We start from the raw sequence: 24,126 nt of genomic DNA, 5'->3' as shown, positions 1-24,126 counted from the left end.
TTTTTAACGCTCGATTCCACTGAGGGGTCGGGCGGGAGTGTGTCATGAGTCATCCAGAGAACATCGGCCAGCCGCTGCTGACCTTCCCCGACGCCGAGAAAAGCCCGCTGAGCATTCGTGCCAAGGCGCTGCTGTTTTTCGATCCACGCTCGCGGCGCCTGCGTGAAGAAATGGAGCGACTGGCTCCTCAGGACCTGCCCGTGCTGATCCGCGGTGAGACTGGCACTGGCAAGGAGTTGCTGGCCCGGCACATTCATCGCGGCAGCGATCGCTCTGGTCTGTTCGTCTCCGTCAACTGCGGCGCCATCAGCCCGACCTACGCCGACGCCGAGCTGTTCGGTTACGCAGCGGGCTCTCACAGCGGTTCGGTCAGCAGCCGGGCAGGGTGGTTCGGTTCGGCAACGGGCGGCACGTTGTATCTGGACGAAATCGCGGATTTGCCCCTGTCCATCCAGATCAAATTGCTGGCCGCTCTGGAAAATCACGAAGTCACGCGTGTCGGTGCGCAGCAGCCCAGCCCGGTGGACGTGCGCCTAGTAGCGGCGACCAGCATCGATCTCAGCCTGGCCGTGGCCGCCGGGAAGTTCCATGAGCGGCTGTACCACTATTTGAGCGAAGGGCGGCTGGAAATGCCGGCGCTGCGCGACCAGCCGGGCAATATCCTGCCGCTGGCCGAATATTTCCTGGGCATCTACAGCCAGCGTTTCGATTTCGAGATGCCGTTGATCAGCGAAGCGGCGCAGCAAGTGCTGGAGCAACACACCTGGCCGGGCAATACGCGGGAGCTGGAAAACGTCATTCATTTCGCGTTGTTGATCAGCCGCGGGGATGAGCTGTTGCCGGAGCATTTGAGTTTGCCTGTCGTCGCCCGGCCATCTGTTGTGCGCCCTTGATAACCAAAAAGAATATCCATTTGCTTAAAAAGTATTGTCTCGGAATAAACAAAATCGGTAATGTCCGCTCCAACCCGCCGCCTCTCATGGCCGGCGGCACGCTCCCGTTGCCCAAGTCGCCCATCGAGGCGGCCGGATCCCCAAAGGACATTGCATGAAAAAGACACTGCTGTTGACCGCGCTGGCCGCTGCCCTTTCTATAGGTCTGGCTCAAGCGGGCGAAAAACTGGTTGTTGGCGCGACCCCTGTGCCGCACGCCGAGATCCTGGAGCTGATCAAGCCTGAGCTGGCCAAAGAAGGCGTGGACCTGGAAATCAAGGTCTTCACTGACTACGTGCAGCCGAACGTGCAGTTGAATGAAAAACGCCTGGACGCCAACTACTTCCAGACCAAGCCTTACCTGGATGGCTTCAACAAAGGCAAAAACGCGCATCTGGTGACGGGCGTGGGTGTCCACGTTGAACCGTTTGGCGGCTACTCGAAGAAGTACAAATCCATCGCTGACCTGCCGGACGGCGCCACCATCGCCATTCCAAACGAAGGCAGCAACGCCGGTCGTGCCCTGTTGCTGTTGCAGAAAGCCGGTCTGATCACCCTGAAAGATCCAACCAACGCTTTGGCAACGCCGAAAGACATCGCCACCAACCCGAAAAAATTCAAGTTCCGCGAGCTGGAATCGGCTGTGTTGCCACGCGTGCTGGATCAGGTCGATCTGGACATGATCAACACCAACTACGCCCTCGAAGCCAAGCTGAGCCCCAAAAAGGACGCGCTGATCATCGAAGGCTCGGATTCGCCGTACGTGAACTACCTGGTGACCCGTGAAGACAACGCGCACACCGACGCGATCAACAAGCTGTCCAAAGCGCTGACCAGCCAGCAAGTCAAAGACTTCATCAACAAGAAGTACGACGGCGCGGTTGTGCCGGCGTTCTGATGAGCCACGCGTTCCCTCTGTAGGAGCGCGCTTGCCCGCGATTGCGATCTATCATTCACGCACTCGTCGACTGACAAGACGCCATCGCGGGCAAGCGCGCTCCTACAGTGGTTCATGGATGTATCTTCAAAACGCCGACGCCTTCACCCGCGTCGGCGTTTTTGCTTCTGCGCAGCGCCCCTAGTCCGATCAGAGCTATGCATATGCTCTAACGATATTTAAATTTCGTTTCTTATACCTATAAAGTTCTCCCTTCTCAGCCACACGCCTTTTCTGGAGTCGGAGTTCTCATGCCAGCAGCCTCCCAAGCTTCCTCGTCCGCGCAAGCGCCCGGTCAGCAGTTCGATGTGCGCCCATTCGCCGAAAAGGTGGGCGCGGAAATCGTCGGTCTGGATCTGTCACGTCCGCTCAACGACGCAGACTTTGCACGCGTACATCAGGCGCACCTGGACCATCACGTCGTGGTGTTCCGCGATCAGCAGATCACCCCGCAGCAACAGATCGATTTCAGCCGCCGCTTCGGTGTGCTGCAGATCCACGTGCTCAAGCAGTTCCTGCTCGCCAATCACCCGGAGATCCTCATCGTCTCGAACATCGTCGAGGACGGTCAGCCCGTGGGTCTGGGCGATGCCGGCAAATACTGGCACTCGGACCTGTCCTACAAGGAGCTGCCGAGCCTGGGCTCGATGCTCTACGCGCAGGAACTGCCCAGCGAAGGCGGCGACACGCTGTTTGCCGACATGCACCTGGCCTGGGACACCCTGCCGGAGCACCTGCGCAAAGCGGTCGAAGGCCGGTCCGCCGTGCACAGCTACACCTCGCGCTACCGTGAGGGCCACAACGCGCAGAACTGGCGCCCGACCCTGAGCGCCGAGCAACTGGCACAGGTTGTGGTGGTCAGCCACCCGATTGTGCGCACCCACCCGGAAAACGGCCGCAAGGCGTTGTTCGTCAGCGAAGGTTTCACCACGCACATCGTCGGACTGCCGGAAGACGAGAGTCAGCAGATTCTCAACGAGCTGTACGCCCACAGCGTGCGGCCAGAAGGCGTCTACCGCCATAAATGGCAGAAAAACGACATGGTCTTCTGGGACAACCGGTCCCTGATTCACCTGGCAGGCGGCACCCCCGACCATCTGCGTCGCCGTCTGCACCGCACCACCATCCAGGGTGATGCGCCGTTCTGATCCAGGAGAGCTCCATGAACGCTGTTCTGCAAAGCCACACGGCTAGCAATGGCTCGACCGCGCAACCGCTTAATCAGCCCAACGCTGAACCGCTGTTGCAAGTGCAAGGCGTGAGCCTTGAGTACCGCACCCCCGAGCGCGTGGTGCGGGCGACCCATCAAGTCAGTTTCGAGATCGACCCGGCCGACCGCTTCGTGCTCCTCGGCCCCTCGGGCTGTGGCAAATCGACGTTGCTCAAAGCGGTGGCCGGCTTTATCCAGCCCAGCGAAGGGCAGATTCGTTTGGCCGGGCAGGAAGTCAAAGAGCCTGGTCCGGACCGGATCGTGGTGTTTCAGGAGTTCGACCAACTGCCGCCCTGGAAGACCGTGATCCAGAACGTCATGTTCCCGCTGCTGGCCTCGCGCACGCTGAAGCGTCGCGAAGCCGAAGAGCGCGCACGTTATTACCTGGAAAAGGTTGGCCTGAGTGCCTTCGCTGACGCCTACCCGCACACCTTGTCCGGCGGCATGAAAGCCCGCGTGGCGATTGCCCGCGCCTTGGCGATGCAGCCGAAAATCCTGCTGATGGACGAGCCGTTCGCCGCGCTCGACGCACTGACCCGTCGCAAGATGCAGGAAGAGCTGCTGGAACTGTGGGACGAGGTGCGCTTCACGCTGCTGTTCGTCACGCACTCCATCGAAGAAGCGCTGGTGATTGGCAACCGCATTCTGTTGCTGTCGCCGCACCCGGGTCGCGTTCGTGCCGAGATCAACAGCCATCAGTACGACCTGAAAAGCCTGGGCGGCTTTGATTTCCAGGCCTCGGCGCAGCGTATTCATCGGCTGCTGTTCGATGAGGGCGACGAGCCTGTGGTTGAGCAGGACATACGCTTTCAGGACATTCGGATCGCTTACTAAACACTCGGTTCTCTGTAGGAGCTGCCGAGCTGCCGAAGGCTGCGATGCAGTTTGTCTGACACACCGCAATCGCAGCCTTCGGCGGCTCGTCAGCTCCTACAGGATCGGCGTCGCCTCATTCAGAGATTTGCACCCATGAGCCTTTCCCCCCCAATCCGCGAGGAATACGAAGTCGCGCTGGAGCCTTTCACGCAGGAAGACCTGGCCCGCGACATCCCCCTCGTTCAGCGCATCTGGCAACTGAGCTGGGTGCGCAAAAGCGTGATCCTGATTGCCCTGGCGGTGATCTGGGAGATTGCCGCGCGCATTCAGGGCAATGACCTGCTGCTGCCCAGTTTTCTACAAACCGCCCAGGCGTTCATCGAAGGCGTTGCCAGCGGCGAACTGCTGGAAAAGGTCTGGATTTCCTTGCAGGTGTTGATCAAGGGCTACCTGATCGGCATTGTCCTGGCCTTCGCTTTGACCACGCTCGCCGTTTCGACCCAACTGGGCCGTGACCTGCTGGGAACGTTGACCGCGATGTTCAACCCGCTGCCGGCCATCGCGCTGCTGCCGTTGTCGCTGTTGTGGTTCGGGCTGGGTGAAAACAGCCTGGTGTTCGTGCTGGTTCACTCGGTGCTGTGGGCGCTGGCGCTCAATACCTACGCCGGGTTTCTCGGTGTCTCGGAAACCCAGCGTATGGCCGGTCGCAACTACGGGCTCAAGGGCCTGCGGTTTGTCTGGTACATCCTGATCCCTGCCGCGCTGCCGTCGATTCTGGCCGGCCTGAAAATCGGCTGGGCGTTTGCCTGGCGCACCTTGATCGCTGCCGAGCTGGTCTTCGGCGCGTCGTCCGGCAAGGGCGGTCTGGGCTGGTACATCTACCAGAACCGCAACGAGCTCTATACCGATAAGGTATTTGCAGGTCTGGTGGCCGTGATCCTGATCGGGCTGCTGGTGGAAAACCTGTTGTTCGCCAACATCGAGCGGCTGACCGTGAAGCGCTGGGGCATGCAACGCTGATACTGGCGATTGGGAACTATGGTTATTCCAATTGTGTATTTAGTGACGGGTATTTAGTAACAGTAAGCTATATGCAACAAGCGGCCCGATCCGTCGCGCTGCACCCCTTATTGGCGATATCGCGAGGAATTCATGGTCTCTTCATTCAAGCGTCCAACGCTTACAACACTCGCTGCAGCTTTAGGCCTCACCGGTGCATTGCTCAGCAGCGGCGCTCATGCCGAAGGCAAGATCAGCATCGCCCAGCAGTTCGGGATCGGCTACCTGATCCTCGACGTGGTGCGTGACCAGAAGCTGATCGAAAAGCATGGCAAAGCCGAGGGCCTCGACATCACCGTTGACTGGAACAGCATTTCCGGCGCCACTGCGATGAACGAAGCGCTGCTGGCCGGCGCACTGGACGTGGTGTCGGCCGGCGTGCCGCCGATGCTGACCATCTGGGACCGCACCAAGGGCAAGCAGAACGTCAAGGCCATCGCCTCCCTCGGCTCGATGCCCAATTACCTGCTGACCAATAACCCCGACGTCAAAACCCTGAAAGATTTCAGCGAAAAAGACCGGATCGCTGTGCCTGCTGCCGGGGTGGGCTTCCAGTCGCGCACGCTGCAGATCGAAACCGCCAAGGTGTTTGGTGACGCCGAGTTCAAGAAATTCGACAACATCTCCGTGAGCATCCCGCACCCGGATGCCACCGGCGCGCTGCTGGCCGGCGGCTCGGAAATCAACTCGCACTTCTCCAGCCCGCCGTTCCAGTACCAGGAACTGGAAAACCCGAAAGTGCACAAGGTGCTCAGTTCCTACGACATCCTGGGCGGCCCGGCGACGTTCAACGTGCTCTACACCACCCAGAAATTCCACGACGCCAACCCGAAAACCTACAAAGCGTTCTACGACGCACTGGCTGAAGCCGAGAAGATCATCAAGGCCGACAAACCCGCTGCGGCCAAGACCTACATCGCCGTCGAGCAGTCCAAGCTGCCGCTGCCATTCGTTGAGAAGATTGTGTCGGACCCTGAAATCGACTTCACCGTCGTGCCGCAACGCACCTTCATCTACGCGCAAAAGCTTCAGGAACTGGGCGTGCTGAAGAACAAGGCAGACAGCTGGAAAGACTACTTCTTCGAAGAAGCCCACGGCGGCGACGGCAGCTGATCCTCCGCAATCATCCTGCCCCTCGCAACTGATCGTGCCCACGCTCCGCGTGGGTATGCCTACCAGGACGCTCCGCGTCCGTGGTTGATCTCTGTAGGAGCGAACTTGTTCGCGAAGCGCCTCGCCTGACACACCCCTTCGCCCGCCTCGCCATACAGACAGCCTTTCAATCCGGCCACTTCCACGGCGGCTGATCCAGCATGCCCTGGCCGACGACTCCGGTCTGGCCGAGGTTTTTTTGCAGCACGATGGCGTTACACGCCGGATCCTGCTCCAACGCGGCGATCAAACGGCTTGCGTGTGATACGACCCACATCTGGCAGTCCTGCGACGCTTTGATAATCAGCCGGGCCAAGGCGGGGAGCAGGTCGGGATGCAGACTGGTTTCGGGCTCGTTGAGGACCATCATCGTCGGAGGGCGAGGGGTCAGCAGGGCGGCTATCAATAACAGATAACGCAACGTGCCATCGGACAGCTCCGCGCCAGTGAGCGGCCTGAGCAACCCGTGCTGATAAAACTCCAACGAAAACTGGCCGCTGCTGCTTACGCTCACGCTGACCCGCGCGCCGGGAAATGCATCGCTCACCGCCTCATTCAAGTCGTCGGGCTCGCCCATTTCGCAGATGGTTTGAAGCGCGGCGGCCAGGTTGCGCCCGTCGTGGTGGAGCACGGGTGTGCGGGTGCCGAGTTGAGGCTGGCGGGCCGGCGCATCGACGTCGCTGCGAAAGTGATCGTAAAAGCGCCAGCCCCGTATGGTGTCGCGCAGATGCAGCACCTCGGGCGAGGACCGCAGGTTGCCAACCTGATCGAACAGGCTGTTGAAGGTCGGCAAGCGTTGCTCAAAGACGTCCCACTCTCGAGTATCCCGCACGCGCACCATCGGACCCTTGCGATCCACCAACAGGCTTGCGGGTCGATACAGTGCGCCTGCCCAGATGCACTCGCGCTTGATTTCCGGGTCCAGCGCAAACGCGGTTGGCACCGCAGACGGCGGCGGCAATCCCAGCGAAATGGCGTAGCTGAAGTCTTTGGACGCGAAGCCTAGCCGCAGGCGCACCACGTCGTTACGCGGTCCACCCTGAATCTGCACTTCGCCATTGTGCATCCGCCGGCTGATGGTCTCGGGCCCTGCCCAGAACGTCGAATCCAGGCCGCCTTCACGGGCCAGCGCGTTGATTACCCCGCCCTGAGCCGTTTCTGCTAACAGTCGCAGCGCCCGATACACATTAGACTTGCCACTGCCATTGGGTCCGGTGATCAAGTTCAACCGGCCCAGCGGTACGACCAGCGTGTTGATCGAGCGATAGTTGGCGATGGCCAGGGTGGTCAACATTCGGTGCTTCCATTGCAGATTTATCGGGACAGCGGGGTCACGGAGTTTAGCCCCGCAAGGAACCCTGATATAAGCTCACAGTCGCATGATCACGACGCGACTGCCTCCTTGAGCACCCTGCTCGGAGCATGACAGCGAATGGCATTGGCACAAGGAGTTTGCATGCCTGTTCACCCCCACTTTTTTGCACCCCGTCTGAACACCGTCGGCGTTGCCCTGTGCCTGGCGATATTGGTGGGTTGCGGCAAGGAAAAGCCGCAGGCGCCGGTGCTGCCCCGCGTGCAGATCCAGGAAGTCAAAACCACTGAATACGCCGCCGCCGTTGCCCTGACCGGGGATGTGCAGGCGCGGGTGCAGACGCAATTGTCCTTCCGCGTGGGTGGCAAGATCATTCAGCGCATGGTCGATGTCGGTGATCGGGTTTCAGCCAAGCAAGTACTCGCCAAACTCGACCCCAAGGACTTGCAGACCAACGTCGATTCGGCCATCGCCGCCGAGGCCGCCGAACAGGCCCGCGTCCGGCAGACCAGTGCTGCGTTCGTCCGTCAGGAAAAGCTCTTGCCCAAGGGCTACACCAGCCGCAGCGAATACGATTCCGCACAAGCCGCGTTGCGCAGCAGCCAGAGCGCGCTCAAAGCCGCCCAGGCGCAGTTGGCCAACGCACGCGAACAATTGAGCTACACCGCGCTGGTGGCCGATGCGCCGGGCATCATTACCGCGCGCCAGGCCGAAGTCGGTCAGGTGGTTCAGGCCACCGCGCCGATTTTCGGCCTCGCCCGCGATGGCGACCGCGATGCGGTGTTCAACGTCTACGAGTCGCTGTTTGTCGACCCGCCTACTCATCAGCCGGTGGACGTGACGTTGCTCGACAACCCGAAAATCAAAACCTCCGGCATCGTCCGCGAAGTCACCCCGGCGGTGTCGGCGCAGACCGGTACGCTGCAAGTGAAGATCGCATTGAGTTCGCTGCCCGCCGGCATGGAGCTGGGGTCTGTGGTCAGTGCCGCGCTGACGGTGCCGGCCAAGACCAGCGTTGAATTGCCGTGGTCGGCGTTGACCAAAGGCCTGGGCGAGCAGCTAGGCCAGCCTGCGGTGTGGATCGTCGACGATCAGAATAAAGCCAGCCTGCGCGGGGTCACGATTGGTCGTTACCTGACCAGCAAAGTGGTGGTCAGCGATGGGCTCAAGAACGGAGAAAAGGTAGTGGTCGCCGGTGGACAATTGCTGCACCCGGACATGCAGGTCGAGCTGGCTGAAGTCTATAAACAGGCAGCAGGAGCGCAACCTTGAAGCGCCTTGGGAGTGTTTTGCTGATCGGTGTCTTGTTAAGCGCCTGCGGTAAAGACGAGCCGCCGCCGGAGCCTGTGCGCCCGGTGCTGTTTGTTCAGGTGAAGTCGCAGTCGGAGCAGAATCTGGGCCGATTTGCCGGCAACATCGCCGCGCGGTACGAGAGCACTCTGGGCTTCCGGGTGTCCGGTCGCATCGCGCAACGCAAGGTCGATGTCGGCAGCGAAGTCAAAAAAGGCGACTTGCTGGCCGTGCTGGACCCGACCGATCAACAGAACCAGGTGCGCTCGACCCAGGGCGAACTGGCCCGTGTCGAAGCGCAGTTGATCAACACCCAGGCCAATGCGCGGCGTCAGCAGGAACTGTTTGATCGCGGTGTCGGCGCACAGGCCGCGCTGGACGTTGCCGTGACGGACCTGAAAACCACCCAGTCGACCTACGATCAGGCCAAGGCCTCGATGCAACAAGCCAAGGATCAACTCAGCTACAGCGAACTGCGCAGCGATCATGATGCTGTGGTCACGGAGTGGAAGGTGGAGGCCGGTCAAGTGGTCAGCGCCGGCGAGCAGGTCGTCACGTTGGCGCGCCCTGACGTGAAGGAAGCGGTCATCGATCTGCCTGCCGGGCTTGCCGAGCAACTGCCGCCTGACGTGGTGTTCACGGTGGCCAGCCAATTGGAACCCACCATTCGCACCACCGCCACCGTGCGCGAACTCGAGCCCCAGGCCGAGCGCAGCACCCGCACGCGTCGCGCCCGCCTGACCCTGGCCGACACGCCTGCCGCCTTTCGGTTGGGCACGGCGATCAGCGTGACCGCCAGTTCCACCATCGAACCGCGCATCGAGCTGCCGGCGAACGTGCTTCAAGACGTCGAGGGCAAAACGCAGATCTGGGTCATCGACATGCAAAACCAGACCGTCTCGCCCCGGGAGGTCAAGGTGCTCAGCCGCGACAATGACCGCATCGTGCTGGCTGGCGGAATCAAGGACGGCGAACGTGTGGTAACCGCCGGTGTGAACAGCCTGAAACCGGGCCAGAAAGTCAAAGTCGATAAGGAAAGCCCGAAATGAAAGGGACGTTCAACCTCTCCGATTGGGCGATCAAACACCAATCCTTCGTCTGGTACCTGATGTTCGTCGGCCTGCTGATGGGCGTGTTTTCCTACATGAACCTGGGGCGTGAAGAAGATCCTTCCTTCACCATCAAGACCATGGTCATACAAACCCGCTGGCCGGGCGCGACCGTGGACGAGACCCTGGAGCAAGTCACCGACCGCATCGAGAAGAAGCTCGAAGAGCTCGATTCCCTGGATTACGTGAAGAGCTACACCCGGCCGGGCGAGTCGACGGTCTTCGTTTACCTGCGCGACACCACCAGTGCCAAGGCCATCCCGGACATCTGGTATCAGGTGCGCAAAAAGATCGATGACATCCGTGGGCAGTTTCCTCAAGGGCTGCAGGGGCCTGCGTTCAACGATGAGTTCGGCGACGTCTACGGCTCGATCTACGCGTTCACCGCCGACGGCCTGACCATGCGTCAGTTGCGCGATTATGTGGAAGAAGTGCGGGTCCATATTCGCGACGTGCCGGGGCTGGGCAAGGTCGAAATGGTCGGCCAGCAGGACGAGGTGCTGTACCTGAATTTCTCGACCCGCAAACTCGCCGCGCTCGGCCTGGATCAGCAGCAAGTGGTGCAAAGCCTGCAATCGCAGAACACCGTTACGCCGGCTGGGGTCATCGAAGCCGGGCCGGAGCGCATTTCTGTGCGCACCTCCGGGCAGTTCGCGTCGGAGAAGGACCTGGCAGCGGTCAATCTGCGGCTCAACGACCGCTTCTATCGCCTGAGTGACATCGCCGAGATCTCCCGCGGCTACGTCGACCCGCCCAAGCCGTTGTTCCGCTTCAATGGCAAGCCCGCGATCGGGCTGGCCATCGCCATGAAGAAGGGCGGCAACGTTCAGGAATTCGGTAAAGCGCTGCACACGCGAATGGAGGCCGCCACGGGCGACCTGCCTGTCGGAGTAGGCGTGCACAACGTCTCGGATCAGGCCCAGGTGGTGGAAAAAGCCGTCGGCGGTTTCACCAGCGCATTGTTCGAAGCGGTAGTGATCGTGCTGATCGTCAGCTTCATCAGCCTCGGTATGCGCGCAGGTCTGGTGGTCGCGTGCTCGATCCCGCTGGTGCTGGCGATGGTCTTTGTGTTCATGGAATACAGCGGCATCACCATGCAGCGGATCTCGCTGGGCGCGTTGATCATTGCCCTCGGCCTGTTGGTGGACGATGCGATGATCACCGTGGAGATGATGGTCACGCGCCTGGAAATGGGCGACACCAAGGAGCAGGCGGCGACGTTTGCCTACACCTCCACGGCGTTCCCGATGCTCACCGGTACGCTGGTGACTGTCGCCGGTTTTGTGCCGATTGGCCTCAACGCCAGTTCGGCGGGGGAGTACACCTTCACGCTGTTCGCGGTGATTGCCGTGGCGATGTTGGTGTCGTGGGTGGTGGCGGTGCTGTTCGCGCCGGTCATTGGCGTGCACATCCTCAGCGAAAACGTGAAGAAGAAAGACGAACACACCAAGCCGGGCCGCATTGCACGGGCCTTCAATGGCAGCATGTTCTGGGCCATGCGCAATCGCTGGCTGACCATCATCATCACCATCTTGCTGTTCGCCACGGCGCTGTTTTGCATGCGTTTCGTGCAGAACCAGTTCTTCCCGTCCTCCGACCGGCCCGAGATTCTGGTGGACCTCAACCTGCCGCAAAACGCCTCGATCAACGAGACGCGCAAGGCCGTGGATCGTCTGGAAGCCACGCTCAAGGACGATCCGGACATCGTTCGCTGGAGCACTTACATCGGCCAGGGCGCGTTGCGTTTCTACCTGCCGCTGGACCAGCAACTGGAGAATCCGTATTACGCGCAGCTGGTCATCGTCAGTAAGGGGCTGGAGGAACGTGGCGCGCTGTCCGAACGCCTGAAACAGACGCTGCGCAAGGATTTCGTCGGGATCGGCACCTACGTGCAGCCGCTTGAGATGGGCCCGCCGGTGGGGCGTCCTATTCAGTACCGGGTGAGCGGCGAAAACATCGATCTGGTGCGTCAGCACGCGATTGATCTGGCCACGCTACTGGATAAAAACCAGCACATCGGGGAAATGATTTACGACTGGAACGAGCCGGGCAAAGTCCTGCGCATCGACATCAATCAGGACAAAGCGCGCCAGTTGGGGTTGTCGTCCGAGGACGTGGCGCGGCTGATGAACAGCATTGTCACCGGTTCGGCCGTGACCCAGGTGCGTGACGATATCTACCTGATCAACGTGGTCGGGCGCGCCGAAGACGCCGAACGCGGCACGCCTGAAACGCTGCAGAACCTGCAGATCGTGACGCCGAGCGGGACGTCTATCCCGTTACTGGCGTTCGCCACGGTGCGCTATGAACTCGAACAGCCGCTGGTGTGGCGCCGGGATCGCAAACCGACCATCACCCTCAAAGCCGCGGTGCGCGACGACATGCAGCCCACCGACCTGGTCAAGGAACTCAAGCCGGAGATCGAGAAATTTGCGGCGGGCTTGCCCACTGGCTACAAGGTCGCCACCGGTGGCACCGTCGAGGAGAGCGGCAAGGCCCAGGGCCCGATTGCCAAGGTTGTGCCGCTGATGATTTTCCTGATGGCGACGTTCCTGATGATCCAGCTGCACAGCGTGCAGAAGATGTTCCTCGTCGCCAGCGTCGCGCCGTTGGGGTTGATTGGCGTGGTGCTGGCGCTGGTGCCGACCGGTACGCCCATGGGGTTTGTGGCGATCCTCGGCATCCTCGCGCTGATCGGCATCATCATCCGTAACTCGGTGATTCTGGTAACCCAGATCGATGCCTACGAAAAGTCGGGTTATCTGCCATGGGACGCCGTGGCCGAAGCCACCGAGCACCGACGTCGGCCGATCCTGCTGACCGCTGCGGCGGCGAGCCTGGGCATGATCCCCATCGCCCGCGAAGTGTTCTGGGGCCCGATGGCCTACGCCATGATTGGCGGCATCATCATCGCCACGCTGCTGACGCTGTTGTTCCTGCCGGCGCTGTATGTGGCCTGGTACAAAATCAGAGAGCCGAGCGATGAAGAACGCCAGAAGGCTGAGGCTCAGAAGAAGGAAAAGGCCGACAAAACGCCTGATGAAGAGGGCGACTCAGTGCCTGCGCGTTAAGCCCTATTGCCTGACACTCCTTGGGGTGCGCGGTTTCAGGGCTGCTGCGCACCCCATCGTCGGCAAGCCGGACTCCCACGGCCTTCGGCCAGAATCAAAAGCGAAATAGGGGGATTTAGGAAGCGTCCGACATACAAGGTTTCACCTCTGGATTAACGTCGCGCCCTCACATCTATTGTCGGGGTTTGGCGTGTCCTCCTTCTTTCGGTTCTTCTGTTGCGCGTTGTTTTGTGCCGTCTTTTTTATCCCCGACGCGAAGGCCGTTGAGGTCCTGGAAAACGAGTTCTGGCGCGTCGATATCGATCCCGCAACCCTGGCAATCGCCGTGGCGCCTTCAGGAGGACGCAGGGTTCAGGCGTCGGCGGGTGTCGTTGCGCACAGTGTCAGTGAGGTAAAAAGGACGCCTGACAGCCTGAAGTGGCAATGGGATCGCGGCGTCTGGCAACTCGCCGCCCAGCTGGACCAGCGCGAACTTCGGCTGTCCATCAAGGCCCGCGAAGCAGGGGTTCTGGACTTCCTGAAGCAACCCGGCGATGCCATGGGCAAGGCGCTGATCTGGCCGCTGGCCGAGGGGCATTACGTCCCGCGTGGCGACTTGGTCTGGCAGCGGTTTCTTGTCGACCAAGGGCCGATCAACACCACGCAGGACCTCAGCCTGCCGCTGTGGGGCATGGATCACGGCGCATTCACCCTGAACTGGCTGATGACCAACCCTTTCAACAACCGGCTTGAGCTCAGCGCGGATGCCGACGCGCTGGCCATCAGTGCCCGCCACGCCTTCACCGCCCTCGACCCCACCGCGCCGCTGACCTTTCGCTTGGTGCTGGGCGACGCGGATCCCCTCTTCGGTGCTCGTCGCTACCGGCAGTGGCTGATGGAAAGCGGTCGTTACGAGACCCTTGACGATAAGCTCAAGAACGTCCCCCAGGGCCGAAAGCTACTCGGCGCCGCTCATGTGTACGTGTGGGGCAACGACCTGCTGGACGTGAAAGACGTGCTGGACTGGACGCGGCTGGTTGAGACATTGAGCTCCGCCGCGCCATTGGCAGTTGAACTGCGTCGTCACCTGAACGCTGAGGCCAGCGCGATCCTGCGCCGTCGGCCGGCACCGCCAGAGCGCTGGCAGCAAGCGACATTGCTGCGAGGGCTGAACGCTGCTGCCAACACTGTGGCCAGAGCCAGCTGGCAGTCCACCACTGAGCCGGACATGCAACGGCTCGCCTCGCGGTACGGAGAACTACGCCGCGAGCTTGCTCAGCTGTTTGTCGGTGCGCTCAAGGCCGATACGTCCGAGTGGGGCGGCACCCTGTCTCGTAGCACCATCGCTCAATTGAGCAGCGCCGGGCTTTCGCGCTTGTGGCTTGGGCTCGGAGACGGTTGGGAGGGCGGGCTGTGGCATCCCGAAGCGGTTAGTGCGGCCGTGCAGGCGAGGTATCTGATCGCGCCTTATGACTCGTATGAAACCGCTTTGGCCGCGGACGAAAACCCGGACTGGAGCACGGCGCACCTGGGCAGCAATGCGCATCGCAACTGCGCCATCGTATTGGAAGACGGCACCTTCAAATCAGGCTTCCAGCAATCCGGTCACTACACCAATCCGCGTTGCGTCAGGCCGTTGCTGGAAGCGCGGGTGCGGGCTGTTCAAGCGGCGTCGGGGTTCAACAGCTGGTTTCTCGACGCTTACGCCACCGGGATGGTGTTCGACAGCTATCGCCCCGAGACGCCCATGACCCAGGCGCAGAACGCCGCCGCCAACGAAGACGCTGCACGCTGGGTCGGTGCCGGTTCAGGACTGCCGGTGGGTTCCGAAGACGGGAATGCCGTGACAGCGCAAGGCATCCTGTTTGCCCATGGCATGCAAACCCCGGTGATTGGCTGGGGCGATTCGCAGATGAACCAGGACAAACAGTCGCCGTGGTACGTGGGGAACTGGTACCCACCCGAGCAACCGGACGTCTTCTTCAAAACGGTCCCGGTCAAAGAGCCCTATCGCACTGTGCATTTTGAGCCGACCACGCGTTTGCCGCTGTATCAGACGGTGTTCCATGGCTCGGTCATTACCACGCACCACTGGCTGTTCGACAGCCTGAAGTTGAGCAACGTCCGGTTTCAGAACGAACTCACGCAACTGCTCTACAACGTGCCGCCGCTGTACCACCTGAGCCGCGAAACGATGAAGCAACGACTGCCAGTGATCCTGCGTCAGGATGCGTTTTTCAGACCGCTGCACGAGCGCCTCGCCACCCAGGCCATGACCGGTTTCGACTGGCTGACCGCCGACCGGCAGCTGCAACAAACTACATTCGCCGACGGCACGCGGCTGGTGGCCAATTTTGATGTAGCCGCCAGGGGTGCGGGCGGCCGGTCATTCCCGGCGCACAGCATTACGGCGATTAGACCGGATGGGAGTGAGGGGGTGTATCAGGTGATGGCAGAGCGGTGAACTGCGGGAGTCGCAATTCTCCTGGCACCGCCCCGACCCTGTAGGAGCGCGCTTGCCCGCGAAGAGGTCAGTCCGGCCACCGCATTTTCAGCGCCTGATCGGTCTATCGCGGGCAAGCGCGCTCCTACAGCGGTCAGAGTCAGGCCAATCAAACCCGACGCCAGACACTCGCCAGCCAAGGCTGTTGATCCAGCGGCAGTCCCGTGGGGCGGTAATAGTGCTCAAGCTCCGCGAAACCCGCTTCGGTCAACAACGCGCGCCACGCCTCGAGGTCGTGGTAAGACCCGTAGCGCTCGCCCTTCCAGCCTTCCTGGTTGTGCCCGCGGGGGTTGGAGCTGAACAGCACGCCACCCGGTTTCAGGCTCGCATGCAGTTCGTGCAACACCCGTGGCAGCTCTTGTTTGGGGATGTGGAACAGCACGGCGTTGGCGAAGATGCCGTCGAAGCGTTCGGCGGGCAGATCAAGCGCCAGAAAGTTCTGCTGCAGGACTTCACAGCCGCTGTCGGCACGGGCCATCCGGGCGAACTGCTCCGAACCGTCCAGCCCGGTCGCCACGTGGCCCATGGCGGTAAAGGTTTGCAAATCCCGGCCCGGCCCGCAGCCAAAATCAAGAATCTGCCACGGCTTTTCACTCTGGATATGCCGCAACAGCGCATCGATGTTCTGGCTCACATCATGATCGCGAGTGCCCTCGCGAAAGCCTTCGGCGGTGCTGTTGTAATTGCCCAGGGTCGTGGACGTGATCTGGGCGAGATCCTGCGGGTCGAGCTTCATGGCGGGCAACGGTCTGAACGGAAAGAAGCTCAATATACGCCCGCTCGATCCTGAATCAATAATTCAGCCCTTGGCGATCACAAGATCGACGACCTTGTCGATGGTCTCGATCCTCTCCCAGTCCGCCTGACACACCCTCAATTTGTACCGCCACTTCACCTGCATCATGAAGCACGTGAGGTCATCATTGATGATGGCGAAATCGCGAATGAAGTTGGTCTGAGCGGTCACTTCTTCGCGAGGAATGAAGCCAATGATCGACACGAATAGATCGATAATGGATTCGGTAAGCTGGGTTTTATTGAGCTCTGTTTCCACTTTTTGCCTCATATGCACACAGCCCGATGCTGACTAAATCAAACACTGCCAATCCGACCGCGACAAATGGCATTCCCCGCCCAACTACACCAAATACCCTGACGGTACCAAAGGTCGCTTTTGCGAACTTGGCAACGGTCGGCTGCTTGATCAGAGTGCGAGGGAAGAAGCGCATCCCGATCAGACTCGAAACGTTGGTCGTTCTGCTTGAGCCTGCATGGACCCAAGCACCTATTGCCGTTTTGCTGATGGGTATCCCGGCAGCGGTGGTTAGCGCTGTAGCGGTAGTAAGGCCGTAATGTTCTTGGGTGCAGCGCCACAATGTATCGAAGGTCGTATCGGGCGCAGTCGTGCTCGTGCGCATACCCTTGATGATTTCATGACCAATGATGTCGCTCTTCCAGGACCGAGAAGGAAGAATCACTGTGCCCGGACATGAGGCCATTATTGAGCTTTGCAGGCTGAAGGTAACGTGAGTGGAAGGGCCAAGATTTACCCCGTGCCGGCTGACTTCCAGATTTCCCTCCATGACCGCCGTCGTGAGGTCTTTTTCTTCCATATTCCGTCTCCCGGCAGTGAACAGTAGCTTCTGCGCAAAGAGTAATTGAGAGCCTGCCACGTATTGCTGCCTGATCTCATGACGAGAGCGTTCTGACGCATCTCACGGATGGCTCCTACGAAAAACGGCACCGTTTATTGGGATGAAGATTCATCACCCAGTGAGCGCGTCAGCCCCTCACCTCTTATCCAACCTTAACGCCAACCGATCCCCGCCCAGCTGAATCACCGCCACCAGCGCCACCAGCAGCACGATCACCGTCAGCATCACTTGCGTGTCGAAGCGCTGGTAGCCGTACCGATAGGCGATGTCACCCAGGCCGCCGGCACCGATGGCGCCGGCCATGGCGGAGGAGTTGATCATCGTGACCAGGGTGATGGTGAATCCGCCGACAATGCCGGGCAGCGATTCGGGCAGCAGCACGTGCCAGACGATGTGCCAGCGGCGGCAGCCCATGGCTTGTGCGGCTTCGATCAGGCCGTGGTCGACTTCGCGCAGGCTGACTTCGGCGATGCGCGCGAAGAACGGCGTGGCGGCGATGGTCAGTGGCACCACAGCCGCCCAGACCCCGTAGGTGGTGCCGACGATCAGCCGGGTGAAGGGGATCAGCGCCACCATCAGGATCAGGAACGGCACCGAACGAAACACGTTGACGAACGCACCCAGCACCCGATTCAGGTTCGGCGCTTCATAGATCCCGCCTTTGCCGCTGGTGACCAGGATCACGGCCAGTGGAATACCCAGCACCAGCGCGATCAGCGATGACACGCCGACCATCAGGAAGGTGTCGATGACGCCTTGCAGCAACCGATCAAACCACATAGCCGAGCACCTTCGCGTGTTGCGCCAGTTTGCGGGCGCGGGTGAGCAGTTCGTCCTGGGACAGGGGGGAGCGGGCAATGGACAGCACCAGATGCCCAAGCGCCCGGCCTTGAATGCGCTCGATGCCGCCGTGCAGCAGGCTGACCTTGCCGCCAAAGGCGCCGAACAGCGCTGACAGGTCTGGCTCGCTGTTGTCGGCGCCACTGAATTGCAGGTCCAGCACAAGGGCCGCGCCAGGCTGCGGATGCACGTGAAGGCGTGCTTGCAGATCATCCGGCAAGCCGTGTTGCAGCGGCGCGAGCAGGGTTCTGCTGACCTCATGCTGAGGGTCGCCGAACACCTGCCACACCGGACCTTGCTCGACGATGCGCCCCTGTTCGAGTACCACGACGCGGTGGCAGATCTCGCGGATGACGGCCATTTCATGGGTGATCAGAATGATCGTCAGGCCAAGGCGTTGATTGATCTCGCGCAGCAGGCCGAGGATCGATTGCGTGGTCTCGGGGTCAAGCGCGGAGGTCGCTTCGTCACACAGAAGAATGGCCGGGTCGTGCACCAATGCCCGGGCGATGCCGACGCGCTGCTTTTGCCCGCCTGACAGCTGCGCCGGGTACGATTGATGTTTGTCTTGCAGCCCGACCAGTTCCAGCAGTTCGGCCACCTTGCGCTGGCGCTGATCGCTGGGCACGCCCGCGACCTTCAGCGGCAGCTCGACGTTTTGCCACACGGTCTTGGCCGACATCAGGTTGAAGTGCTGGAAGATCATGCCGATGCGCCGACGCAGTTCCACCAGGCTGTCTTCGTTTAAATCGGCGATATCCACCTGATCGATGAGCACGCGGCCGGTGCTGGGCTGTTCGAGGCGGTTGATGGTGCGGATCAGCGAAGACTTGCCCGCGCCGCTGCGGCCGATGATGCCGAACACTTCGCCGCGCTGGATATCCAGATCGATGTCGTGCAGCGCCGCGACCGGGCCCTGCGGGCCTGCGTAGGTCTTGCCCAGGTTGATGAAGCGCACATGGGCCCGGCGTGTGTCCGGGTGCAGTTCGGTGTGCTCAGCCAGGTGAACACCTTCGTTGGGCTCCAGCGGGAGCTGTCGTTGCAGCGTCGCGTTCATGTTCAGTCCTTCCAGCCTGGCTGGTACAGCGTGCCGTTGACCTTGTCGAGCGAGGCGCGCACCACCGGCGAGTGCTGATAGATGTCAATGAATTTGGCCAGGCGCGGGTCGTCCTTGTTCTCTGGCTTGATCACAAACTGAATCACGTATTCAGGGTGATCGAGGCCGTCGAACAGGATGGCCGAGCCCGCGTCGAAGGTCTTGGCCAGGCGAATGTAAGCGGGGTAGCCCTGCACCAGATCGGCGTCGTCGTAGGCGCGCACCAGTTGCACGGCCTCGACCTGGATCAGTTTGAGTTTCTTCGGGTTGGCGGTGATGTCGTCTTCGGTGGCTTTGTAACCGACCCCCGGCTTGAGCGTGATCAGCCCGGCCTTGGCCAATAATTGCAGGCCGCGCCCGCTGTTGATCGGGTCATTGGCGATGGCGACCGTGGCGCCAGTGGGCAGCTCGTCAAAGCTTTTGTATTTCTTCGAATACAGGCCGACGTTGTTGATGATGCCGGGGGCGTAGGGCGTCAGGTCGAACCCGGCCGCTGCCTTGGCGTTTTCCAGGAACGGGATGTGCTGGAAGTAATTCACGTCGATATCACCTGCAGCCAGGCTGACGTTGGGCGCGATCCAGTCGGTGAACTCCACCAGGTCGACCTTCAGGCCTTGCTTGTCGGCTTCGGCCACGGCGGCTTCCAGCGGGATGGCGAAAGCGGCCGTGGTGCCGACCTTGAGCGGCTTGTCGGCGGCGTGGGCGCTCAGGGTCAGAACGCTGAGAGCCAGGGCGATGAGGGTTTTGGTCATGTTCGGTCGTCCGGTAATTAAATATGAAATGCGGTTTTTGTAGGAGCTGACGAGCACCGCGAGGCTGCGATGCAATTTGTCTGACACACCGCAATCGCAGCCTTCGGCGGCTCGTCAGCTCCTACAGGGGGGGTGCCTGTAACTGGCCCCCGCATGCCGCTCCGGCAACCGCGCGCCGCCTTCGGGAAACAACTTCTCACGCAAGGTGCCGTCGTCGTAGGCCGTTTTGTACGAGCCACGGCGTTGCAGTTCGGGGATCACCAGATCGATGAAATCCTCATAGCTCTCCGGGGTGACAATGCGGGTCAGGTTGAAGCCGTCCAGGCCCGTCTCGGCGATCCACGATTCCAGCTCGTCGGCCACCTGCGTGGGCGAGCCGATCAGCGTGAGGTAACGCCCGCCCAACGCGTGCTGATCCAGCAGCTTTTGCCGCGTCCAGTCGTTGTTCTTGAGGATTTTGGTGGCTGACTGAATGGCGTTGCCCTTTACGTGCTGGATCGGTTCGTCCAGCGCGTATCCGGCGAAATCAATTCCGGTGGACGCCGCAAAGTGCGCAAGACCCGCCTCCGCGCTGGCGTATCCCAGGTACTCGGCGTGCCTGGCCCGCGCCGCCTCCTCGGTTGCACCCACAATCACGTTCAGGCCCATGAACACCTTGATGTCTTCCGGATTTCGCCCTGCGGCCTGAGCGGCAGCGCGTACCTTGTCCACCTGCTCGCGGGTCGCCGGCTTGTTCTGGCCGCTGATGAATACACACTCAGCGTTGGCGCCCGCAAACTGCAAACCACGATCCGAACTGCCCGCTTGAAACAGCACCGGCGTGCGCTGGGGCGACGGCTCGCACAGGTGATAGCCCTCGACCTGATAGAACTCGCCCTGATGCCGAACCTTGTGCACCTTGCCCGGCTGGGCATAGACGCGGGCGTCGCGGTCATTGATCACCGCGTCATCCTCCCAGCTGCCTTCCCACAGTTTGTACAACACCTCCAGGTATTCATCGGCCTGATCGTAGCGGCGGTCGTGTTCGATCTGTTCGGTCAGGCCCATGGCCTTGGCGGCACTGTCCAGATAACCGGTCACGATGTTCCAGCCCACGCGGCCTCGGCTCAGGTGATCCAGCGTCGACATGCGACGTGCGAACAGATACGGCGCTTCGTAGGTCAGGTTGGCGGTCAGCCCGAAACCAAGGTTCCGGGTGACCGCCGACATGGCTGATACCAGCAACAGCGGATCGTTGACCGGCAGCTGAATCGATTCTTTTAGCGTGACGTCCACCGAGTGTTCGTAGACGTCGTACACCCCCACGATGTCCGCGATGAACAGGCCGTCGAACAGCCCGCGCTCCAGCAATTTCGCCAGATCGGTCCAGTATTCCAGCGTTTTGTACTGGGTCGAGGTATCGCGCGGGTGGGTCCAGAACCCGTGATTGATGTGGCCGATGCAGTTCATGTTGAACGCATTGAGCAGGATCTTTTTCTTGCTCATCAGATCGTCCCTCGACGTGGCGGGTTGACGTCGTTGAGGTAAAAGTTGCCGATGGCGTGGTATTTCCAGCGCACCGGATCGTGCAGCGTGTGCACCCGGGCGTTGCGCCAGTGACGGTCCAGGTTGTGTTCGGCCAGGGTGGCTTGCGAACCGGCCAGCTCGAACAACGTGGAGCTGGCGGCCAGTGACACTTCAGTGCTGATAGCGCGGGCTTCGGCCACGGCAATCGACGCCGCCGCCACGTTGCTCGCGCTGCTGTCGGCCTGAGCGCGATCCAGGTATTGCCCGGAACGCTCAAGCAACGCCTCGGCGGCGTGCAAACGAATGCCGAGCTTGCCGAAGCTGTGCAACGTGAGCGGATCATCCACCGCCTTCTCGATGCCCGAATCAATCCACGGGCGCGTGCGGGTGCGCACGAAATCCAGCGCGTCCTCGAACGCCGCGCGGGCGATGCCGGTGTCGATGGCGGCGTGGAGAATCTGCGCCAGCGGGCCTACGGTGGTCGGGCGCTCGAAGGCGGTCTGGAACGGCACCACGTCTTCGGCGCGGACGAATACGTTGTCGAACACCACCGAACCGCTCCCGGTGGTGCGCTGACCAAAGCTGCTCCAGTCGTCGATCACGGCCAGACCGTGGGCATCGGCGGGTACGAACGCCAACTGCTGCACGCCCTCGTCATCGATCACCGACGTGGGAATGCGCTGCGCATACAGCGCCCCGGTGGCATAAAACTTACGGCCCGTGAGCCGAAAACCTTCGCTGTCACGGGTCAGGCGTGTGGCGCGGTCATGGGCGTTCTTGGTGCCCAGTTCCGCCAGCGCATTACCAAAGCGCTGGCCCGCGAGCACTTCGGCGAACAGCCGCTGCTGCTGCGCCAGGCTGCCATTCACCCGCAGTACCTCCAGGGCGTAAAAATGGTTTTGCGGGATCTGTCCCAACGAGCCGTCCGCCGCTGAAACCAGGCGAATGACCTCGGCCAGTGTGACGTTGGAAACACCCGCGCCACCGAAGGCCTTTGGCACGCTGATGCCCCACAGGCCGGAGCCGGAGAACTGATCCAGTTCCTCATGCGGCAGCCGGCGTTCGCGATCACGCGCGCTGCTGCCCTGTTTGAAATGGTCGGCCAGCTCACGGGCGATGTGCAGCGCTTGTTCGTCGTCTGCGATCACTGCAATCGGGGTAACTGTCCGGGGTGCGGGCAGCGAATTAGTCAGGCTCATAAAGTGATTCCAGTGGTCTGGTCAGATCCAGGAGTGGCGCGCGGGCAGGGCACCGTTGAGGTGATAGGCACCGACGGCGTGGACCTTCCAGCGCACCGGGTCATGCAGGGTATGGACCCGCGCGTTGCGCCAGTGCCGGTCCAGGTTGAATTCGGCCAGCGTGGCGCGGCTGCCGGCCAGTTCGAACAGCTTTTCGCTGGCCTGCAGGGCGATCTCGGTGGTCAGCACTTTGGCTTCTGCCACCACAATCGAGGCCCGGGCCGCTGACTGCTCATCGATCGGGCTCGCCGCAATCCCGTCCAGCACGCGGCCGGCTTTACGCAGCAGGGCTTCGGCGGCGTGCAGTTCCAGCTTCAATTTGCCGATGTCGGCGATCACGTACGGATCGTGGCTGGCGCGTTCGACGTTGGCGTCGATCCACGGGCGTGAACGTTCGCGCACGAAGGTGATGCTGTCGTCGATGGCTTCACGCGCAATGCCCGCATCGATGGCCGCCTGAATCAGCTGGGACAACGCCCCTTGAATATTGGGCGACAGGCCCAGCTTCCAGTTCTCGATGACGAATTCGCCGCTGACGGGGACGTTGTCCAGCACCACTGTGCCGCTGGCGGTGGTGCGCTGGCCGAAGCCGGACCAGTCGTCGACGATGTGCAGACCCGGCGTGCCGCGCTCGATTAACACCAGCACTTGCTTGCCGGCGTCGTTCAACGCCTTGACCGCCACCCAGTGGGCAAACAGCGCGCCGGTTGAGTAAAACTTCCGTCCGTTGAGTCGGAACTGATCGCCATCGGCCGTCAGACGCGTGCGTATATCGAGGGTGTTTTTGGTGCCGCGTTCAGGGCCGCCGTTGCCGATCCGCCAGCCGTGCAGAACGCCCTCGAACAGGGCCTTTTTCTGGGTTTCGTGGGCGCTGCCGATCAGTGAATACAGGATGCCGAAGTGGTTTTGAGGGATTTGCCCGACGGCAGGATCCGCCGCCGACAGAATCCTGAACACCTCGGCCAGGGTGACAAAAGAAACCTGTGGGCCGCCGTAAGCGCGCGGCACGGAAATGCTGCCCAGGCCGCTGCGGGTGAACTGTTCGATTTCTGACCAGGGCAGCTCACGGTCGCGGTCGCGGGTGGCGGCATTCACTCGCAGCAAGGCCGCCAGATGATGCGCTGCGGCGATGGCCTCGGCGTCATTGCGCAGTAGGGTAGTGGGCAGCAGGGGAGGAGCCACGTCCAGGGTGTGCTGGACGGAAATGGCGCTTGATTCAGTCATGGTGGTGACCTTTGCGAGCGCGCAATGCCCTGGTGTCATGCACTGGGGTATTCGTAGAAGTGACCATGCGAACCTCGAAATAGCCGCTGAGAGCGGCGAGTACTGACGATGGTCCGGTGGTCCGGTGCATATACCCTAAGCGTGTATAAAAACTAAATAAACTTTGATTTTGGAATAAGCATAGAAGGGGAAACGCCAGACCCGCTTCAAGCCGAATCCGGGTCGCGGCAGGGTCAGGTCGCCTGCGCGCAGGTCAGGCAGGAACTCACTATCAGCACGAGCAACAAGCGCTTTACCATTCGTCTGCGGTTCATGAATGAACCTCCCTTCGAAGTGTTATCGAAGGCTAGCAGTGCCGAATGGATGGGTTGTTTGATTGAATGTAGGGAGAAGTTGTAAATGACGTAGGGCGTTTCTTTAGTGAAGATAAACTGTGCGTCGTTTG

20 protein-coding genes are annotated in these 24,126 nt (G+C 61.2%); 10 read left to right on the top strand and 10 right to left on the bottom strand.

The window, feature by feature from the left end; genetic code table 11:
- Positions 1-44: 44 nt before the first annotated feature.
- The 6 genes from ABQX22_RS07030 to ABQX22_RS07005 all read left to right on the top strand — a co-directional run bounded on the left by ABQX22_RS07030 (position 45) and on the right by ABQX22_RS07005 (position 6,067).
- Positions 45-893: a sigma 54-interacting transcriptional regulator gene (locus ABQX22_RS07030; RefSeq protein WP_349797883.1), complete on the top strand. Its 849-nt coding sequence runs from the start codon at positions 45-47 to the stop codon at positions 891-893.
- Positions 894-1,047: 154 nt separating this feature from the next.
- A complete protein-coding gene (locus tag ABQX22_RS07025; protein ID WP_349797881.1) occupies positions 1,048-1,830 on the top strand; it encodes a MetQ/NlpA family ABC transporter substrate-binding protein in 783 nt (260 codons plus the stop codon).
- A 290-nt stretch (positions 1,831-2,120) separates the two neighbouring features.
- Entirely contained in the window at positions 2,121-3,017 is an 897-nt protein-coding gene (locus tag ABQX22_RS07020; RefSeq protein ID WP_349797879.1) for a TauD/TfdA dioxygenase family protein, read from the top strand.
- A gap of 14 nt (positions 3,018-3,031) precedes the next feature.
- The gene (locus ABQX22_RS07015; protein WP_349797877.1) at positions 3,032-3,913 is read left to right on the top strand and encodes an ABC transporter ATP-binding protein; all 882 of its coding nucleotides are present in this window, start codon (positions 3,032-3,034) and stop codon (positions 3,911-3,913) included.
- A gap of 135 nt (positions 3,914-4,048) precedes the next feature.
- On the top strand, positions 4,049-4,915 hold the full coding sequence (locus ABQX22_RS07010; RefSeq protein ID WP_349797875.1) for an ABC transporter permease: 867 nt from the start codon (positions 4,049-4,051) through the stop codon (positions 4,913-4,915).
- A 132-nt stretch (positions 4,916-5,047) separates the two neighbouring features.
- Positions 5,048-6,067: an ABC transporter substrate-binding protein gene (locus ABQX22_RS07005; RefSeq protein WP_349797873.1), complete on the top strand. Its 1,020-nt coding sequence runs from the start codon at positions 5,048-5,050 to the stop codon at positions 6,065-6,067.
- Positions 6,068-6,233: 166 nt separating this feature from the next.
- Here the strand turns inward: ABQX22_RS07005 and ABQX22_RS07000 are convergent, their stop codons facing one another.
- On the bottom strand, positions 6,234-7,400 hold the full coding sequence (locus tag ABQX22_RS07000; RefSeq protein ID WP_349797871.1) for an AAA family ATPase: 1,167 nt from the start codon (positions 7,398-7,400) through the stop codon (positions 6,234-6,236).
- A gap of 162 nt (positions 7,401-7,562) precedes the next feature.
- Between ABQX22_RS07000 and ABQX22_RS06995 the strand changes: the two genes are divergently transcribed.
- The 4 genes from ABQX22_RS06995 to ABQX22_RS06980 all read left to right on the top strand — a co-directional run bounded on the left by ABQX22_RS06995 (position 7,563) and on the right by ABQX22_RS06980 (position 15,331).
- Positions 7,563-8,690, top strand: coding sequence for an efflux RND transporter periplasmic adaptor subunit (locus ABQX22_RS06995; protein WP_349797869.1), 1,128 nt, complete (start codon positions 7,563-7,565; stop codon positions 8,688-8,690).
- Positions 8,687-9,757 carry an efflux RND transporter periplasmic adaptor subunit gene (locus ABQX22_RS06990; protein ID WP_349797867.1) on the top strand — a complete coding sequence of 357 codons (1,071 nt, stop codon included), beginning with the start codon at positions 8,687-8,689 and terminating at the stop codon, positions 9,755-9,757. The genes ABQX22_RS06995 and ABQX22_RS06990 overlap by 4 nt, the downstream gene beginning before the upstream one ends.
- Positions 9,754-12,888, top strand: coding sequence for an efflux RND transporter permease subunit (locus ABQX22_RS06985; protein ID WP_349797865.1), 3,135 nt, complete (start codon positions 9,754-9,756; stop codon positions 12,886-12,888). The genes ABQX22_RS06990 and ABQX22_RS06985 overlap by 4 nt, the downstream gene beginning before the upstream one ends.
- Before the next feature lie 190 nt (positions 12,889-13,078).
- Positions 13,079-15,331 (top strand): glycoside hydrolase, encoded by a 2,253-nt coding sequence (locus ABQX22_RS06980; RefSeq protein ID WP_349797863.1) that lies wholly within the window; start codon positions 13,079-13,081, stop codon positions 15,329-15,331.
- Between the two features lie 148 nt (positions 15,332-15,479).
- On the opposite strand, the gene ABQX22_RS06975 is transcribed toward ABQX22_RS06980, so the two are convergent.
- From ABQX22_RS06975 to ABQX22_RS06935, 9 genes are all read right to left on the bottom strand, one after another.
- Positions 15,480-16,106 (bottom strand): class I SAM-dependent methyltransferase, encoded by a 627-nt coding sequence (locus ABQX22_RS06975; RefSeq protein ID WP_349797861.1) that lies wholly within the window; start codon positions 16,104-16,106, stop codon positions 15,480-15,482.
- Positions 16,107-16,169: 63 nt separating this feature from the next.
- Positions 16,170-16,424 carry a hypothetical protein gene (locus ABQX22_RS06970; protein WP_349797859.1) on the bottom strand — a complete coding sequence of 85 codons (255 nt, stop codon included), beginning with the start codon at positions 16,422-16,424 and terminating at the stop codon, positions 16,170-16,172.
- Positions 16,405-16,983 (bottom strand): hypothetical protein, encoded by a 579-nt coding sequence (locus ABQX22_RS06965; protein ID WP_349797857.1) that lies wholly within the window; start codon positions 16,981-16,983, stop codon positions 16,405-16,407. The genes ABQX22_RS06970 and ABQX22_RS06965 overlap by 20 nt, the downstream gene beginning before the upstream one ends.
- A 177-nt stretch (positions 16,984-17,160) precedes the next feature.
- Positions 17,161-17,805 (bottom strand): methionine ABC transporter permease, encoded by a 645-nt coding sequence (locus ABQX22_RS06960; protein ID WP_349797855.1) that lies wholly within the window; start codon positions 17,803-17,805, stop codon positions 17,161-17,163.
- Complete coding sequence (locus ABQX22_RS06955) at positions 17,795-18,922, bottom strand: methionine ABC transporter ATP-binding protein (RefSeq protein ID WP_349797854.1); 1,128 nt, start codon at positions 18,920-18,922, stop codon at positions 17,795-17,797. Before ABQX22_RS06955 ends, ABQX22_RS06960 begins: the two co-directional genes overlap by 11 nt.
- A 2-nt stretch (positions 18,923-18,924) precedes the next feature.
- Positions 18,925-19,713, bottom strand: coding sequence for a MetQ/NlpA family ABC transporter substrate-binding protein (locus ABQX22_RS06950; protein WP_349797853.1), 789 nt, complete (start codon positions 19,711-19,713; stop codon positions 18,925-18,927).
- Positions 19,714-19,827: 114 nt separating this feature from the next.
- Entirely contained in the window at positions 19,828-21,198 is a 1,371-nt protein-coding gene (locus ABQX22_RS06945) for an LLM class flavin-dependent oxidoreductase (RefSeq protein WP_349797852.1), read from the bottom strand.
- Positions 21,198-22,418: an SfnB family sulfur acquisition oxidoreductase gene (locus tag ABQX22_RS06940; protein ID WP_349797851.1), complete on the bottom strand. Its 1,221-nt coding sequence runs from the start codon at positions 22,416-22,418 to the stop codon at positions 21,198-21,200. The genes ABQX22_RS06945 and ABQX22_RS06940 overlap by 1 nt, the downstream gene beginning before the upstream one ends.
- A gap of 21 nt (positions 22,419-22,439) precedes the next feature.
- A complete protein-coding gene (locus tag ABQX22_RS06935; RefSeq protein WP_349797849.1) occupies positions 22,440-23,681 on the bottom strand; it encodes an SfnB family sulfur acquisition oxidoreductase in 1,242 nt (413 codons plus the stop codon).
- Positions 23,682-24,126 lie beyond the last annotated feature (445 nt).

Origin of the sequence: Xanthomonas sp. WHRI 1810A, from assembly GCF_040202885.1 — a bacterium.
Lineage (GTDB): Bacteria > Pseudomonadota > Gammaproteobacteria > Pseudomonadales > Pseudomonadaceae > Aquipseudomonas.
Note: the sequence above shows the minus strand (reverse complement) of the source record. Positions and strands in the feature narration are given on the sequence as shown.

What these genes read in the sequence shown, in the direction of transcription:
- ABQX22_RS06935 (WP_349797849.1), bottom strand. Translation starts at nt 23,681, where the DNA reads ATGACTGAATCAAGCGCCATTTCCGTCCAGCACACCCTGGACGTGGCT.
- ABQX22_RS07010 (WP_349797875.1), top strand. Translation starts at nt 4,049, where the DNA reads ATGAGCCTTTCCCCCCCAATCCGCGAGGAATACGAAGTCGCGCTGGAG.
- ABQX22_RS07020 (WP_349797879.1), top strand. Translation starts at nt 2,121, where the DNA reads ATGCCAGCAGCCTCCCAAGCTTCCTCGTCCGCGCAAGCGCCCGGTCAG.
- ABQX22_RS06940 (WP_349797851.1), bottom strand. Translation starts at nt 22,418, where the DNA reads ATGAGCCTGACTAATTCGCTGCCCGCACCCCGGACAGTTACCCCGATT.
- ABQX22_RS06960 (WP_349797855.1), bottom strand. Translation starts at nt 17,805, where the DNA reads ATGTGGTTTGATCGGTTGCTGCAAGGCGTCATCGACACCTTCCTGATG.
- ABQX22_RS06965 (WP_349797857.1), bottom strand. Translation starts at nt 16,983, where the DNA reads ATGGAAGAAAAAGACCTCACGACGGCGGTCATGGAGGGAAATCTGGAA.
- ABQX22_RS06955 (WP_349797854.1), bottom strand. Translation starts at nt 18,922, where the DNA reads ATGAACGCGACGCTGCAACGACAGCTCCCGCTGGAGCCCAACGAAGGT.
- ABQX22_RS07025 (WP_349797881.1), top strand. Translation starts at nt 1,048, where the DNA reads ATGAAAAAGACACTGCTGTTGACCGCGCTGGCCGCTGCCCTTTCTATA.
- ABQX22_RS06950 (WP_349797853.1), bottom strand. Translation starts at nt 19,713, where the DNA reads ATGACCAAAACCCTCATCGCCCTGGCTCTCAGCGTTCTGACCCTGAGC.
- ABQX22_RS07015 (WP_349797877.1), top strand. Translation starts at nt 3,032, where the DNA reads ATGAACGCTGTTCTGCAAAGCCACACGGCTAGCAATGGCTCGACCGCG.
- ABQX22_RS06995 (WP_349797869.1), top strand. Translation starts at nt 7,563, where the DNA reads ATGCCTGTTCACCCCCACTTTTTTGCACCCCGTCTGAACACCGTCGGC.
- ABQX22_RS06975 (WP_349797861.1), bottom strand. Translation starts at nt 16,106, where the DNA reads ATGAAGCTCGACCCGCAGGATCTCGCCCAGATCACGTCCACGACCCTG.
- ABQX22_RS07030 (WP_349797883.1), top strand. Translation starts at nt 45, where the DNA reads ATGAGTCATCCAGAGAACATCGGCCAGCCGCTGCTGACCTTCCCCGAC.
- ABQX22_RS07005 (WP_349797873.1), top strand. Translation starts at nt 5,048, where the DNA reads ATGGTCTCTTCATTCAAGCGTCCAACGCTTACAACACTCGCTGCAGCT.
- ABQX22_RS07000 (WP_349797871.1), bottom strand. Translation starts at nt 7,400, where the DNA reads ATGTTGACCACCCTGGCCATCGCCAACTATCGCTCGATCAACACGCTG.
- ABQX22_RS06945 (WP_349797852.1), bottom strand. Translation starts at nt 21,198, where the DNA reads ATGAGCAAGAAAAAGATCCTGCTCAATGCGTTCAACATGAACTGCATC.
- ABQX22_RS06985 (WP_349797865.1), top strand. Translation starts at nt 9,754, where the DNA reads ATGAAAGGGACGTTCAACCTCTCCGATTGGGCGATCAAACACCAATCC.